Source organism: Pararhizobium sp. A13 (assembly GCF_040126305.1).
GTDB lineage: Bacteria > Pseudomonadota > Alphaproteobacteria > Rhizobiales > Rhizobiaceae > Pararhizobium.
The window spans coordinates 45,001-60,274 of record NZ_CP149510.1 but is presented as its reverse complement, the minus strand read 5'-3'; the positions used below and the strand labels follow the sequence as shown (position 1 = coordinate 60,274).

General features: G+C 61.6%; 13 protein-coding genes (1 of these 13 cut by a window edge). 9 read left to right on the top strand and 4 right to left on the bottom strand.

Features of this window, described 5'->3' with window-relative positions:
* Positions 1 to 161: 161 nt before the first annotated feature.
* The 5 genes from prfA (at position 162) to clpB (ending at position 7,745) form a co-directional block, all read left to right on the top strand.
* The gene (gene prfA / locus WI754_RS00290; protein WP_349435569.1) at positions 162 to 1,244 is read left to right on the top strand and encodes a peptide chain release factor 1; all 1,083 of its coding nucleotides are present in this window, start codon (positions 162 to 164) and stop codon (positions 1,242 to 1,244) included.
* Entirely contained in the window at positions 1,241 to 2,125 is an 885-nt protein-coding gene (gene prmC / locus WI754_RS00285) for a peptide chain release factor N(5)-glutamine methyltransferase (RefSeq protein ID WP_349435568.1), read from the top strand. Before prfA ends, prmC begins: the two co-directional genes overlap by 4 nt.
* A 317-nt stretch (positions 2,126 to 2,442) precedes the next feature.
* Complete coding sequence (locus WI754_RS00280) at positions 2,443 to 3,258, top strand: DUF4167 domain-containing protein (protein WP_349435567.1); 816 nt, start codon at positions 2,443 to 2,445, stop codon at positions 3,256 to 3,258.
* Between the two features lie 327 nt (positions 3,259 to 3,585).
* Positions 3,586 to 4,986 carry an MATE family efflux transporter gene (locus tag WI754_RS00275; protein ID WP_349435565.1) on the top strand — a complete coding sequence of 467 codons (1,401 nt, stop codon included), beginning with the start codon at positions 3,586 to 3,588 and terminating at the stop codon, positions 4,984 to 4,986.
* A gap of 152 nt (positions 4,987 to 5,138) precedes the next feature.
* On the top strand, positions 5,139 to 7,745 hold the full coding sequence (clpB, locus tag WI754_RS00270; protein ID WP_349435564.1) for an ATP-dependent chaperone ClpB: 2,607 nt from the start codon (positions 5,139 to 5,141) through the stop codon (positions 7,743 to 7,745).
* A gap of 164 nt (positions 7,746 to 7,909) precedes the next feature.
* Here clpB and WI754_RS00265 read toward each other — a convergent pair whose 3' ends face one another.
* Both WI754_RS00265 and WI754_RS00260 read right to left on the bottom strand, forming a co-directional pair.
* The gene (locus WI754_RS00265) at positions 7,910 to 8,980 is read right to left on the bottom strand and encodes an FAD-dependent oxidoreductase (RefSeq protein WP_349435562.1); all 1,071 of its coding nucleotides are present in this window, start codon (positions 8,978 to 8,980) and stop codon (positions 7,910 to 7,912) included.
* A gap of 215 nt (positions 8,981 to 9,195) precedes the next feature.
* Positions 9,196 to 9,627, bottom strand: a complete 432-nt coding sequence (locus WI754_RS00260; RefSeq protein ID WP_349435561.1) for a helix-turn-helix domain-containing protein — start codon at positions 9,625 to 9,627, stop codon at positions 9,196 to 9,198.
* Between the two features lie 89 nt (positions 9,628 to 9,716).
* Between WI754_RS00260 and WI754_RS00255 the strand changes: the two genes are divergently transcribed.
* Positions 9,717 to 10,532: an oxidoreductase gene (locus tag WI754_RS00255; RefSeq protein ID WP_349435560.1), complete on the top strand. Its 816-nt coding sequence runs from the start codon at positions 9,717 to 9,719 to the stop codon at positions 10,530 to 10,532.
* Between the two features lie 58 nt (positions 10,533 to 10,590).
* Entirely contained in the window at positions 10,591 to 11,592 is a 1,002-nt protein-coding gene (locus tag WI754_RS00250; RefSeq protein ID WP_349435558.1) for an NADP-dependent oxidoreductase, read from the top strand.
* A gap of 201 nt (positions 11,593 to 11,793) precedes the next feature.
* Here the strand turns inward: WI754_RS00250 and WI754_RS00245 are convergent, their stop codons facing one another.
* Positions 11,794 to 12,699, bottom strand: a complete 906-nt coding sequence (locus WI754_RS00245) for a LysR family transcriptional regulator (RefSeq protein ID WP_349435557.1) — start codon at positions 12,697 to 12,699, stop codon at positions 11,794 to 11,796.
* 111 nt (positions 12,700 to 12,810) lie between these two features.
* Between WI754_RS00245 and WI754_RS00240 the strand changes: the two genes are divergently transcribed.
* Both WI754_RS00240 and WI754_RS00235 read left to right on the top strand, forming a co-directional pair.
* A complete protein-coding gene (locus tag WI754_RS00240; RefSeq protein WP_349435556.1) occupies positions 12,811 to 13,404 on the top strand; it encodes an isochorismatase family protein in 594 nt (197 codons plus the stop codon).
* A 38-nt stretch (positions 13,405 to 13,442) separates the two neighbouring features.
* Entirely contained in the window at positions 13,443 to 14,207 is a 765-nt protein-coding gene (locus tag WI754_RS00235) for a pirin family protein (protein WP_349435554.1), read from the top strand.
* Between the two features lie 164 nt (positions 14,208 to 14,371).
* Here WI754_RS00235 and WI754_RS00230 read toward each other — a convergent pair whose 3' ends face one another.
* On the bottom strand, positions 14,372 to 15,274 hold the final stretch of the coding sequence (locus WI754_RS00230) for a M23 family metallopeptidase (protein ID WP_349435553.1). 1,065 nt of this gene lie beyond the right edge of the window; only the last 903 of its 1,968 coding nucleotides appear in the window; its start codon lies off the right edge, out of view — the gene reads right to left on this strand; the stop codon is at positions 14,372 to 14,374.

The following is a 15,274-nucleotide window of genomic DNA, read 5'->3' as shown; positions in this document are numbered from 1 at the left end:
GCCCTCCTGACGGCTTCAAGTTCTGCGAGGAATGGGTGAGGGAAAAGAATGAACTCCCCCCTTGAGGGGGAGATGTCACGAAGTGACAGAGGGGGGTAAACTCTCCCCGACTTACATAATTTGGACTGGCGCGTTTCGCGGCTGTCGTTACGGAGTAAACATTGGCCACACTTCCTGTTGAAAAAATGCGCGAGCTGGAGCGGCGCTTCAGTGAGATCGAGGCGCGCATGGCCGAGGGGCCGGCGGCGGATGTCTATGTGAAGCTCGCGTCCGAATATTCCGAGCTGCAGCCGGTGGTGACGAAGATCAGGCAGTACGAGAAGGCGCAGGGCGAGCTTGCCGATATAGAGACGCTGCTGTCCGACAAAAGCACCGATCGCGAGATGCGCGACCTGGCCGAGATGGAAGAGCCCGAGATCGAGGAGCGGATCGAGACGCTGGAAAAGGAGATGCAGATCCTTCTCCTGCCGAAGGATGCGGCCGACGAAAAGAGCGCGATCCTCGAAATTCGCGCCGGGACCGGCGGTTCGGAAGCGGCGCTTTTTGCCGGCGACCTCTTCCGCATGTATGAGCGCTATGCCGCCGACAAGGGCTGGAAGGTCGAGGTGCTTTCAGCAAGCGAGGGCGACGCGGGTGGCTACAAGGAAATCATTGCGACCGTCACCGGGCGCGGGGTGTTCTCGAAGCTGAAATTCGAATCCGGCGTTCACCGGGTCCAGCGCGTGCCGGATACGGAAACGCAAGGACGCATCCATACCTCGGCGGCGACGGTTGCGGTTCTGCCGGAAGCGGAGGACATCGACATCGAAATCCGCAATGAAGACATCCGCATCGACACGATGCGCTCGTCGGGTGCGGGTGGCCAGCACGTCAACACGACCGATTCGGCGGTGCGCATCACGCACTTGCCATCGGGCATCGTCGTCACCAGTTCGGAGAAGTCGCAGCACCAGAACCGCGCCAAGGCGATGCAGGTGCTGCGCTCGCGGCTCTACGACATGGAGCGGCAGAAGGCCGACAGCGAGCGGTCCGCATCGCGCAAGAGCCAGGTCGGGTCGGGCGATCGCTCCGAGCGTATCCGCACCTACAACTTCCCGCAGGGACGCGTGACCGACCATCGCATCAACCTGACGCTCTACAAGATCGACCGGATGATGATGGGCGAGATCGACGAGGTGGTGGATGCGCTTCTGGCCGACTACCAGGCGGACCAGCTGGCGCAACTGGGCGAGCAACGCGGATGACCGACACGCTCGACAGCCTGTTTGCCGAGGCGAAGGCGCGTTTCCTCGATGCCCATATCGGCGAGGCGGCGTTCGACGCGCGCATGCTGATCTCCGGCCTGCTCGACCTGCCGGCGGCGGCCTTCATGACACGCGGGCGCGAGGTGGTGGCGCCGGAAGATGCGCAGCGCATCCGCGCGGCGATTGCGCGGCGGGCGGCGCATGAGCCGGTTCACCGCATCCTCGGGCAGCGCGAATTCTTTGGGCTGACGCTCGGCATGTCCAAGGACACGTTGGAACCGCGGCCAGATTCGGAAATGATCGTCGAGGGGCTCATTCCGTTTGCCCGAACCATCGCCACTGCCAAGGGAAGCTGCCGGATCATCGATCTTGGAACCGGGACCGGGGCGATCTGTCTCGCCCTGCTCAGTGCGGTGCCGGAAGCAACCGGCGTCGGCTCGGATCTTGCCACAGGCGCCGTCGAGATGGCGCAAGCCAATGCCGTGCGCAACACACTCGATCACCGCTTTGCGGCTGTGGAAAGCGACTGGTTCGAGCAGATCGACGGCACGTTCGACATAATCGTGTCAAATCCGCCCTATATACGCACCGAAGTGGTCGCGTCGCTCGCGCCCGAGGTGCGGGATCATGATCCGGCGCTGGCGCTGGACGGCGGTGCCGATGGACTGGACGCCTATCGTATCATTGCCGCAAACGCCGCCGGCCATCTTGCCGAGGGTGGCGTCGTCGGGGTCGAGATCGGCTATGACCAGTTGCAGGTCGTGGGGCACGTTTTCGAAGAAAACGGCTTTCGAATCATCGACAGGATTCGCGATCTCGGCGGAAATGATCGGGCGATAGTGTTCTCCTTCGGCAACGAATGCCTGAAAACAGGCGTATGATGGAACGTTCTTTTCGAAAACATGAAGAAAAGGCTTGGAATTCCACGGCAGGCGGGCTAGGTTGCCAGCCACGCACTGGGCAGAAGGTCATAGACCAGAGATTCGTTCCGGTCAGACCTAGCCACAGGGATTGCTCTCACAAAAGAGTTGCTAAGGTTCGACAGTGCCTGGTGCGGGTACCTGTTAATTTGACTTTAACCAGCGACGGCGCCGCCAGAGGCGGTTGGGTCGCGGCGCGTGTCTGCTTGATCCGGAATCCCCGACAAGTCACGCAATCACATGATCATCAATATCAAGAGAATCCAGGTGAGTGAACGATGAGGCCAGGACAGCAAAACAAGCGCGGCCGTGGGCGTAATAACAACAATAACAGCAGCAACAGCAGCGGTGGTGGCAACAACAACCACAACCGGAAGGGCTCCAACCCGCTGACCCGGACCTATGACAGCTCCGGTCCGGACGTGAAGATCCGGGGCACCGCGCAGCATATCGCCGAAAAATATGCGACCCTTGCCCGTGACGCGCAAAGCTCCGGCGACCGGGTCGTGGCGGAAAACTATCTTCAGCACGCCGAGCATTACAACCGCATCATTGCTGCCGCCCAGGCGCAGATGCAGGAACGTTTCCAGCGTGACGACCGCAACGACTACAGCGACCGGAACGATTATCAGGATCGCGACGGCAACGAGCGCGACGACGATCTCGACCAGAACGAGGCCGACGAAAGCATGGGCGTCCAGGATCAGCAGCCCGAGCAGGAGCGTTCCCAGCCGGTTGACCGCCAGCCGCGCCAGCACGATGGCGAGCGCCAGCGCGACCGACAGCGCCATAACGACCGCCAGCGCCAGCCGCGTCCCGAACAGGCCCAGCCGCAGGCGCGCCCCGATCTGCAGCCGCAGCCGGTCATCGACGGTTCCGGCCCGCAGCCGGTGATCGAAGGCACGCCCGTCGAGGTTTCGCTGGAAGAAGAGGCGCCGACCGGCCGCGCGCCGTCGCGCCGCCGCGCCGCACCGCGACCCCGCCGCCAGCCGCGCCGTGGCGACGCCAGCGGTGACGAGGCTGCCGCGTCCGGTGAAGCCGGCGGTGAGCAGGGCGGCGAAGCGCCGACCCTCATAGAAGCTGCCGGCGAATAAGCCCAGGTAGGTTGCCGGATGGCGGCTGAAAAATGTCAGAATATTGAAGAACCCGGTCCGCTTCGCGGCCGGGTTTTTTCGTGGGGCAAGGGCGGCGAGGCATTTCTGACGGGCTCTACCAAGGCGCAGAGCTGATCGCCTAAGGCTTGACCGTTTCGCGGGTTATCTGTACGTCCTCATCATGGTTTTCAGAAGCCTGCCGCTCGCGGACGCTTGGTCTCGGTGAAATTCTGGCTTTGACGATATCTCTCACCCTCGATGCATTTCGTGCGGTGGGCAATGCGAGCCCCCTCCTTCAGTTCGAAATGCAATATTGAGGAGAGCGGGATGTCGTCAGACACGTCCAGCCAGAACGCCTATTTGACTGCCCCTCTTGGTGCAATTTTCACCAAGACGGCACTTCCCATCATCTTCGTGATGAGCATGAACGGCCTTTTGACCGTCGCCGATGCCGTCTTTCTCGGTATCTATGTCGGTCCTGATGCCGTCGGCGCCGTCACGGTCGTGTTCCCGGTCTTCATGCTGCTGATCGCACTTTCAACACTTGTCGCCAGCGGCATGGCCAGTCTTCTTGCCCGCCATCTTGGGGCCGGGCGGTTTATCGAAGCACGGCGCACATTGACGGGTGCGCATATCCTTGCACTCGCGATCGGTATCGCATTCATGGTCCTGTTTGCCGGCTTTGGCGAAAGGCTGGCTCTGGTCGTGGCCAATGGCAACGGGGTCCTGGCCGGGATGGCGCATGTCTACATCTCCATCATCGTGTTCTCATGTCCCATACCGTTTCTGCTTTCGGTCAACGCGGACGCGTTGCGTTGCGAGGGCCGGGCCGGGTTGATGGCGATCCTCAGCCTTGCAGTTTCGCTGGCGAACCTTGTGTTCAACTATGTTTTCATCGTCGGCATGGGGCTGGGCGTTGCTGGATCCGCTTGCGGGACCGTGCTCGCGCAAGGGGTGGCGCTTGGCTTGCTTCTCTGTTTCCGGTCGTTTGGGCGCACGGCGCTGCGCTTTTCTCTGCTACGGCGCAGCAATCTGGTGACGGGCTGGGGCGAAATCATTGGGCTTGGTGCGCCGCAAAGCCTCGGCTTCATCGGCCTGGCGCTCGTCTCGGCAACCATCATCGCGTCTCTCCAGATGGTAGCGGGCACACGATATGATGTTGTCGTATCGGCCTACGGGATCATTACCCGCGTCATGACCTTCGCCTTTCTGCCGCTATTGGGCATGAGCCAGGCGGTGCAGGCCATTGTCGGAAACAGCGTGGGGGCCGGGCTGTGGCAACGCTCGTACAAGAGTCTGCGTCTCGGCGTGGCCGTCGCGCTCGTCTATTGCCTTGCAGTCGAGATCCTGTTGATCGGTCTCGCGCGGCCGATCGGTTCGCTCTTCGTCAGTGACAATGCCGTCGCCGACGATGTTGCGCGGATCATGCCGGTGATGGTGGCGCTTTACTTCCTTTCAGGGCCGTTGATGCTGACCGCAGGTTATTTCCAGGCAATCGGTGATGTCGGGCGGGCGGCGATTCTCGGTTTGTCGAAACCGTATCTCTTCGCGGTGCCGCTGGTTATCGTCCTTGCGGCGGCGTTCGGTGAAGGCGGCATCTGGTTTGCCACGCCGGTTTCGGAAATCCTGCTCCTCGGTGTTACCATCGCAGTCCTTTGGAAGACCACACATCAGTGCGGGCTGGCCGCCGTCCATCGCCCGGAAAGAGAGGCAGAGCAGCCCCTTTAATTTCCAAAATTCCTCCCCCATATTCGCTTCAACGGGTTGATCCTGCGCAAAGCAGATATCGGCCGGAAACGACAGGCTTGCCTTTTCAGGGGGCCTCATCCCAACTGTCGGCGGTGCCAAGAACGGGCTGACCGATTACCGGAGGTAGACAGATGAATATTGAAAAATACTCCGAGCGCGTGCGCGGTTTTCTGCAATCGGCGCAGACCTATGCGCTGGCGCAAGGCCATCCGCAATTCACGCCCGAACATATCCTGAAAGTGCTGCTCGACGACGACCAGGGCATGGCGGCATCACTGATCGAGCGGGCCGGCGGCGACGCCAAGGCGGCCCGGATCGCCAATGACGCAGCACTTGCCAAGCTGCCGAAGGTTTCGGGCGGCAATGGTTCGCTCTCTTTGGCGCAGCCGTTGGCGCGCGTCTTTTCGACCGCCGAAGAGGCCGCCAAGAAGGCGGGCGACAGCTTCGTCACGGTGGAGCGCCTACTGCAGGCGCTGATCATCGAGACCTCGGCTGCGACATCCGGCATCCTGTCGAAGGCGGGCTTGACGGCGGGCAGGCTCAACCAGGTCATCAACGACATCCGCAAGGGCCGCACGGCCGACGGCGCCAATGCCGAAGCCGGCTTCGACGCGTTGAAGAAATATGCGCGTGACCTGACGGCGGATGCCCGCGACGGCAAGCTCGACCCGGTGATCGGCCGCGACGACGAAATCCGCCGGACGATCCAGGTGCTTTCGCGCCGCACCAAGAACAACCCCGTGCTGATTGGTGAACCCGGCGTCGGCAAGACGGCGATCGCCGAGGGTCTCGCCCTGCGCATCGTCAATGGCGACGTGCCGGAAAGCCTCAAAGACAAGAAGCTGATGGCGCTCGACATGGGCGCGCTGATCGCAGGCGCGAAATTCCGCGGTGAATTCGAGGAGCGGCTGAAGGCCATTCTCTCCGAAGTGCAGGCGGAAGCGGGCGAAATCATCCTGTTCATCGACGAGATGCACACGCTGGTCGGCGCCGGCAAGGCGGATGGGGCGATGGATGCTTCCAATCTGCTCAAGCCCGCGCTTGCCCGTGGCGAGCTGCACTGCGTCGGCGCGACCACGCTCGACGAGTACCGCAAGCATGTGGAAAAGGACGCGGCTCTGGCCCGCCGGTTCCAGCCGGTGATGGTCAACGAGCCGACGGTCGAGGACACGATCTCGATCCTGCGCGGATTGAAGGAAAAGTACGAACAGCATCACAAGGTCCGGATCTCCGATTCGGCGCTGGTTGCGGCTGCGACCTTGTCCAACCGCTACATCACCGACCGATTCCTGCCCGACAAGGCGATCGACTTGATGGACGAGGCCGCATCGCGGCTCAGGATGCAGGTGGATTCCAAGCCGGAGGAGCTGGACGAACTCGACCGGCGCATCATCCAGCTGAAAATCGAGCGCGAGGCCCTAAAGAAGGAGACCGACCGGGCCTCCAAGGATCGGTTGGAGAAGCTGGAGATCGACCTTACCGGGCTGGAAGAACAGGCCGATGCGCTGACGGCACGCTGGCAGGCGGAAAAGTCGAAGCTCGGCCTTGCGGCCGACCTGAAGAGGCAGCTCGACGAAGCCCGCAACGAACTGGCGATCGCCCAGCGCAAGGGCGAATTCCAGCGGGCAGGGGAGCTTGCCTATGGGGTGATCCCGAAGCTCGAAAAGGAACTGGAAGCGTCGGAAAGCCAGGATTCCTCCGCGCTGAACCCGATGGTGCAGGAAGTTGTGACCCCGGACAACATCGCCCATGTCGTCTCCCGCTGGACCGGCATTCCGGTCGACAAGATGCTGGAGGGTGAGCGCGACAAGCTGCTCCGGATGGAAGACGAACTGGCGAAATGGGTGGTCGGCCAGGGCGATGCGGTTCAGGCGGTGTCGCGCGCGGTTCGCCGCTCGCGGGCAGGGCTGCAGGACCCGAATCGTCCGATCGGTTCGTTCATCTTCCTCGGCCCGACCGGCGTCGGCAAGACGGAGCTGACCAAGGCGCTTGCCCGTTTCCTCTTTGACGAGGAGACGGCGATGGTGCGCATGGACATGTCGGAATATATGGAGAAACACTCGGTCGCCCGGCTGATCGGCGCGCCTCCCGGCTATGTTGGTTACGAGGAAGGTGGCGCGCTGACGGAAGCGGTGCGTCGCAAGCCATACCAGGTCGTGCTGTTCGATGAGATCGAGAAGGCGCATCCGGATGTCTTCAACGTGCTCCTGCAGGTGCTCGACGACGGCCGCCTGACCGATGGTCAGGGCCGCACCGTCGATTTCCGCAACACGATGATCATCATGACCTCCAACCTCGGGGCGGAGTACCTGACCCAGCTTGGCGAGAACGACGACAGCGACATGGTGCGCGACCAGGTGATGGATGTGGTGCGCGGCCATTTCCGGCCGGAGTTCCTCAACCGGGTCGACGAGATCATCCTGTTCCACCGCCTGAAGCGCGGCGAGATGGGAGCGATTGTCGATATCCAGCTGGCGCGCCTGCGGCAGTTGCTTGCCGACCGCAAGATCACGCTCGAACTCGACGACGAGGCCCGCGCCTTCCTCGCCGACAAGGGCTACGATCCGGCCTATGGCGCGCGTCCGCTGAAGCGAGCCGTGCAGAAATACGTCCAGGATCCGCTCGCCGAGCAGATTCTCCAGGGCAATTTCCCGGACGGATCGACCATCAAGGCCTTTGCCGGGTCGGATCGGCTGAACTTCAAGCTGCGCGGGAGTGCCGAAAAGGCTGCGGCCTGATAACATAACCATCTTGACGAGAACCTCTCCGACAATTCCGGGGAGGTTTTTCGTTTTCGGTTGCAGATGGCGGCAATTTGGTTTGGGCAACGCGAACCTTAAATGGCAACTTTGCGCCCATCACAAGAGCGGAAACAGGCACGGCACCTCCTCTCAAGGCAGGCTCATTTGGGACCGGGTATAAGTTCAGTCCTCCGTCCGTCGAGTATTTCCTCTGCGGTGAGGCGACCGATGAGCGGCGCTAGAATGACGCCGGGATGGCCCACTGCGATATAAAGACCGTGCACCTGTGGCAAAAAACCAAGGCGCGGCAAGCCGTCAGCGAAGATCGGACGGTCGCCGACGTCAGCGCTTGCAAGCATAACGTTGTCAGGCAAATCCAACTCGTCCCTCATCACGGCCAATGTCCGCTCTCCAATCGCCTGCGGGCCGTTCTCTGCGCCGTTTTCGACATAGGATTTTGCGACGAAAAGCGTGTTGTCGCCGGCTTGGCGAACTTCCAGGCGCGGTCCGCGCAGGATGCGGCTGACGACAGGCATGCTACAGGCATAGCGGAGGAGTAACGCTGGAGAGGTCTCGATGCCGGTATCGATACCGAGCTCGCCCGCAAGCACATTGATGGCGCTTCCAGCCGCCATCACAATGACGTCGGCCTTGAGGGTGCCATCCGAAACTCGGATGCCGGTTACCCGACCGTTCGCGGTTTCGATGGCGGCGACCTTTTTGCCAAACCGGGCCGAGGCGCCCGAGGCAAGAGCGGCGGTGACATAGGTTCCAGCCAGTCGTGTCGGGTTGAGAGCGAGGTCATTGCGTGAGAAGACCGCGCATTCCGGCACCCGGCGCAGACGCGGCTCCCATTCGGCAACGACACTCCGTTTCAACAACTCGACGTCCTCGCCCGCGCGCTGATGCAGGTCGGCAAGTTGCTCGGTCTCTTGTGGTGTCGCTCTCCATGTCAGCGAACCAGCGCGGGCATCGGAGAGGGCTTCGGGCAAGGCAGCTTTCAGAAGCTGATACTCGGCAACGGCCGCGCACCAAAGCGCGTAGTTGGTATGGCCGGGTGTACCATTGATGACGTTGACCCAACCAAAGGCGCGACCTGTGACGCCAGAACCCGGTTTCGGACTTTCATCCAGCAGCAAGACATCCGCGCCGCGGATGGCAAGGTTATAGGTGATGGCCGAGCCGAGAATACCTGCACCGATGACGGCGATACGTGGTTGGTGCATTCTCATGGAACGGCCTCAAAGTGAGCGGAAGTGGTCGCGTGGTCGGTAGGCATCGCGTACGGCGATGACATGGCAAAGAACCCGAAAATGATGCAAAATCGTTAGTACGCACCACCTTCTGTTGCGTGAAGTCACCGAACGGGCCTCACATCCGCTTCGTGCGCCAGAAGCGAGCTTTCAATAGCGGTTGTCAGGCGCGGCTTCATCTGCCGTGGGGCGGCTCATTCGGGTGCGGCGATACGAATGGGACGTGTTCCGACCGGAGCGCCGGTCGCCCGGTCGATGGTGACGGGATCGATCTCCGTTCCGGTCTCGGCGTCGAAGAACCGGGTCACCTTGCCGCCGCCGCGATGCTTGCGTCCCCATGCGCCGATCGCAAACAGCACCGGCAGAAAGTCGCGGCCGGCCTCCGTCAGCACATATTCGTCCCGTGGCGGACGTTCGGAATAGCGGCGTTTCTCCAGCAGTCCCTCCTCGGTCAGGCCGGAAAGCCGCCCCGTCAACATCGTCGGCGCGATACCGAGGCTCTTGCGAAAATCATCGAAGCGGGTCAGCCCCGCATGGGCGTCGCGCATGATCAGCATGCTCCATGCGTCCCCCACAAGCGCCAGGCTGCGGGCGATCAGGCATGGCTGGTCCGAAAGATTCTTCATGTCGGTATCTTTTTAGTAGTGACTTGCTATCAATTTGATAGTAACTGATTGTTCATCGATGTTCCACGACAAAATGAAAGCAGAAGCCGATGAGCAAGACAGAACGCGGCGTTGCCCTGGTCACGGGTGCTTCCTCCGGCATCGGGCTGGTGACGGCACAAGCGCTGCGGCGCGATGGCTACCGTGTCTTCGGCACCAGCCGAAAGCCGATGCCCGATACCGCGGATGGGATCACGATGCTGATCTGCGACGTCATCAACGATGCATCCGTGCAGAGCGTCGTCGACGAGGTTCTAAGCCGCGCAGGGCGGATCGATCTTCTCGTCAACAATGCCGGGATCGGACTGGTTGGCGGCGCTGAGGAATCCACGGCGGCGCAGGCGAAGGCCGTTTTCGACGTCAACGTGTTCGGCATCATACGAATGACAAATGCGGTCCTGCCGGTGATGAGACGGCAGCGTCGAGGCCGGATCGTCAACCTCAGTTCCATACTCGGGCTGATCCCCGCGCCCTATAACGCACTCTACGCATCGACCAAGCACGCCATCGAAGGCTATTCGGAGTCTCTCGACCACGAAGTGCGAACGCAGGGCATCCGCATCGTGCTTGTCGAGCCCGGTGTGACCCGCACGTCCTTCGAAGAGAACATCACGCGACCGGACCGGCCGCTTGCCGTCTACGATGCGGTTCGCGCCGACGCGGAGAGGCTGATGCGCGAGATCGTCGCGAAGGGCGATGCACCCGAGGTGGTTGCTAGAGCCGTCGTAAGGGCCGCCAATGCGGCATCGCCCAAACGACGCTACACCGCCGGAAAGGCTGCAGGACAGGTCCGCTTCCTGCGTCGCTTCCTGCCCGAGTCCTTCGTCGACAAGAACCTTCGGAAATTCAGCAGACTTCCCGATTGAGCTTTTATCGCCGCACTGCTGGCCCTGCCGGCTCACCACAGAAACGAAAGTCAGTCTGATGAAATCATTCCTGATCGATCGCCATGCGAAAGGCGGCGCTCTGCGGCTCGGCGAAAGTCCCGTGCCGGAGTTGCGTGAGAACGATGTCATGGTCGAGATTCATGCCGCCGGCGTGAACCTGCTGGACAGCAAGATCAGGGACGGAGAGTTCAAGCTCATCCTGCCCTACCGCCTCCCACTGGTGCTGGGCAACGATGTCGCGGGCGTCGTGGTCCGGGTCGGGGCCAAGGTCCGGCAATTCAAGCCCGGTGACGAGGTCTATGCACGTCCGGCCCAGGATCGCATCGGGACATTTGCAGAGTATATCGCCATGGACGAGGCCGATGTCGCGATGAAGCCGGCCAATCTGACCATGGAAGAGGCCGCATCCATCCCACTTGTCGCCCTGACGGCATGGCAGGTGCTGGTCGAGCGGGCCAACGTGCAGAAGGGACAGAAGATCCTGATCCATGCCGGTTCGGGCGGCGTGGGCACGATCGCGATCCAGCTTGCCAAGCATCTCGGGGCATACGTGGCCACGACCACGAGCACAGCAAATGTCGCTCTTGTGAAAAGTCTCGGCGCAGACGTCGTGGTCGACTACAAGAACGACGACTTCGAGAAAGTGCTGCAGGGCTATGACGTCGTGCTGAACAGCCTCGGCAAGGACACGCTGGAGAAATCCCTTCGTGTGATGAAGCCGGGCGGGAAGCTGATCTCGATTTCCGGTCCGCCCGATCCGGACTTTGCGAGGCAGAACGGCTCTGGCTGGCTGCTTCAACAGGTCATGCGCCTGCTGAGCTCTGGCATCAGGGGAAAATCGAAACGGCGAAGGATCAGCTATTCGTTTCTCTTCATGACAGCGAATGGCGGGCAGCTCGGCAAGATCACCTCCCTGATCGAGGCGGGTGACATACGCCCAGTGATGGACCGGGTCTTCCCGTTCGAGAGGACCAACGAGGCACTGGACTATGTCGAAACGGGTCGTGCGAAGGGGAAGGTCGTGGTCGCGGTGAAGTGACGTCTGGCCGGGAGTTTTGTAAGACACTTTGGGTCGCTTGTACGGCCAAGACCTTCCGACGCGTTTGGCCGACCAAGCGGCTGTTTTGGGGCAAGAAGCGGACGCCTTGTCCTGCTTTTTAAACCGAATGCCGACAAACAGAGACAGCGCCACCCAAAGAGCGCAGCGGATTTCGGCGTTCCCCTGGCTTGCAGTGTCCGGCTAAGGCAGTGATCGCCCATCCTTGAACGCTTCAGCAAACTCGGCAACGATCGCTTTTATCAAACGCCCGGTGATCCTGTCCTTCTGCCAAAGCGCAGTCATCTCGACAGGGGATGGTTCCCAGTCCGGCAGGACGCGGACAAGGGCGCCGGATTTCAGTGCGGCCTCAATCATGAAGGTGGGCAAGTTGGCAACACCAAGGCCTGCAATCGCGGCATCGATCAGTATGGTCTGTCGGTTTGCCGCAAAGCCGATCCTGGGATGCACCGTCGTCGTCACGCCGTCAGGGTTCCGCAGATCCCATTCGACCAGATCGCGCCGGATCGCCAGCGCAGGAATATCCTTCAAGTCCTGCGGCTCCTTCAAACCGGAATGTGCCGCCAGATAGTCCGGACTGGCGACCAGCATTCGTGGCAAGGTCGCAATCTTTTTGAACACAAGCCCGGAGTCTGCGACGGGCCCCATCCGGACAACGAGGTCGTAGCCTTCCTCGATCAGCGAGACCCTCCGGTCCGCAAGCGTCATCTCGATCATGACATCAGGATACCGGGTCTTGAACCGGATCAAGGCCGGGGCAAGAACAGCAGTGGCCATGTCTGGCGGCAGCGACAGACGAACCGTCCCCGACAGCGCCACCCGCTCATCCTGAACCTCGGCGACCGCTTCTTCGGCCAGCGTGAAGGCGTCCCGGCTTCGGTCATAAAGCTGCTGGCCCTGTTCGGTGAGCACGACGCCCTTCTTCGTCCGCCGCACCAGCCGGACATTTAAAGCCTCTTCCAGCGCCGAGAGACGGCGCGACAGCGTCGCCTTCGAGATGCCGGTGGCTCGTTCGGCCGCGCCCAGCCCGCCAGCTTGAACGATACGAATGAACAGCGCGAGGCCGTCGAAATCTCCGAATGTCTTCATGTTCCATTTATGAAACATGAACTGGGCATTTTTCAAGTCTACCGCGCAATTCGTTTCATTCATAAAGTTATCAGCGAGCGATGACGCTCTTTAAGCCAAGGAGATCACATCATGTCCAAGACATTTACGCCTGAGAATTCCGCGCTTCTTTTGATCGATCACCAGGTCGGCACGATGCAATTGATCAAGAACATCGACGTCGAGCAGGCCAAGCGCATGTCGCTGGCGCTCGCGAAGGCCGCCAGCATCCTCGGCATCCCGACCGTGCTGACCTCCAGCCAGGAAGACCGGCTGCAGGGACCGTTGTTGCCGGAACTGCAGGAGATCCTGCCCGACGCTTTCGAAAATCGCGTCAAGCGCGAAGGCATCGTCAACGCCTGGACCGACGCCAACTTCAAGGCCGCCGTCGAAGCGACCGGGCGCAAGAACCTGATCATGGCGGGTGTCACGACCGACGTCTGCCTCGTCTTCCCGGCGATCGACGCGGTTACCGAGGGCTACAACGTGCAGGCCGTCATGGACGCGTCCGGTTCGCCGTACGAACTTTCCGAGGACATGTCGCGCCGCCGCATGCAGGACGCCGGCGTCGTGCTGACGGCGACCAACACCATGATCGCGGAACTCGCCCAGAACTGGGGCACGCCGAACGGGCAGAAGCTCATCCAGTTGCTGTTCACCGACGTGCTTCCGCCCATCCAGTCGTAACCGATATCCAGCCCGCACGAAGCCAAGGAGTAAAGAACATGACCGTAGAAGCAACTGCCATCAACGGGACTGGCGTCGTTTCGCCCGAAACCCATCTGGTAAGGGCGCATGGCCCGTTCCAACTCCGTCGAATCCGCCCGGGTATTTCTCTCGGACAACGGGACGACGCGGGCTTCGGCGGGCTGGGCCTCATCGACCATGCGCGGCTGCAACCCGGCCTCGTCGTCAGGATGCACGAGCATCGCAACGACGAAATCATCAGCTACATGCGCATGGGCCGCATGCAGCACACCGATTCCGCCGGGAGAAGCGAAGTCATATCATCCGATCGGCTGATGGTGATGAACGCAGGCAGCGGCTTCTCCCACGAAGAGGAAGTCGTCGGCGACGATCAGATCGAGATGTTGCAGATCTTCGTCCGGCCATCGGCGGCGAACATGGAACCCGCCGTTCAGTTCATCGATCTGGAGGAGGCTGAGCGAAACCATCAATGGCGTCTGCTGACTGGCCCGATCGGATCGGCAGCGCCGAGCTTCGTCCGCCAGGCCGTCTACCTCTACGATGCGCACCTGTCGGCGGGTGGAAACATCGACCTGCCGTCCGTGGCCGGATTCGATCGCTGGCTCTACGTCTTTCGCGGGGAAGTGTCAGTGGGTCAACAGGCGGCTCAGACGCATACCGCGCTTATGATCGGCGCGGACGAAACCGCGCTCACCGTGACAGCGACCACGGAATCGGACCTTGTTGTCTTCCTCGTTGATCGCGGGGCAAAGTTCTCGCGTGGGGGAACCATGAGCGGTTGACATTGAAGGGCCGCCATTTGCCTCGGCGGCCCTCTCATCGGCGATCGAATGGGAGCGTAATTTTTCCCGTGACCTTAAACCGTCAGCCTTGCCTCCTCTTTTCCCCAGAGGGGAGAAGGTGCCCGAAGATCGGATCAGGGGGCGCGAAGCTCGCGAGAAACAGGCTACTGGGCGGCAGCCACTTCCGCGCTGCCGTTGTCCTTGGCGAGCAGTTCGTCGATGCGGCTGCGCTCCTTTTCGAACTGCGCCAAGACCTCGCCCTCGAGCGACTTGCCGCCGGGCAGGCGGATGCGTAAGGGGTCGACGCGGTTGCCGTTGACGATCAGCTCGTAATGCAGGTGCGGTCCGGTCGAAAGGCCGGTGGTGCCGACCCAGCCGATCACCTGGCCCTGGACCACCTTGGCGCCGGGGGTCACGCCCTTGGCGATGGCGCTCTGGTGGTTGTAGGACGAGACATAGCCGTTGGCATGGCGGATCAGCGTCTGGTTGCCGTAGCCGCCCGAATCCCAACCGGCCTTTTCGACGGTTCCGTTGCCGGCCGCGATGATCGGCGTGCCGCGCGGCGCCGACCAGTCGACGCCGGTGTGCATGCGCGAGAAGCCGAGGATCGGATGGCGGCGCATGCCGAAGCCGGAGCGGAAGGTGCCGTTCGGGACCGGATTGCGCAGCAGGAACTGGCGGATGCTCTTTCCCTGCTCGTTGTAATAGTCGATCGTATTGTCGTCGGGATCCTGGAACCGGTAGAAGCGTGTCTCGGCGTCGCCGAACTTGGCGTTGACATAGAGCAGTTCGCTGTCGTCGGTTGCCTTGCCGCTTTCGTCGGTGACCGAGAAGAAGGCCTCGAGCTTGTCCGTCGGCTTCAGCTGCGCCTGGAAATCGACGTTGCTCGCGAGCAGCTTGATGATCTGGGCAATCATCGTCGAATTCATGCCGTAGGAGAGGGCCGCACGGTAGACGCCATCATAGACGCGCGGCAGGTCGCGGCCGGCGGCGATCGCCGGCGTGCCATTGTCGTCGAAGGCGGTGGCGACGGCTTCCAGTTGCGGCGGCTCGTAGCCCTTTACGAA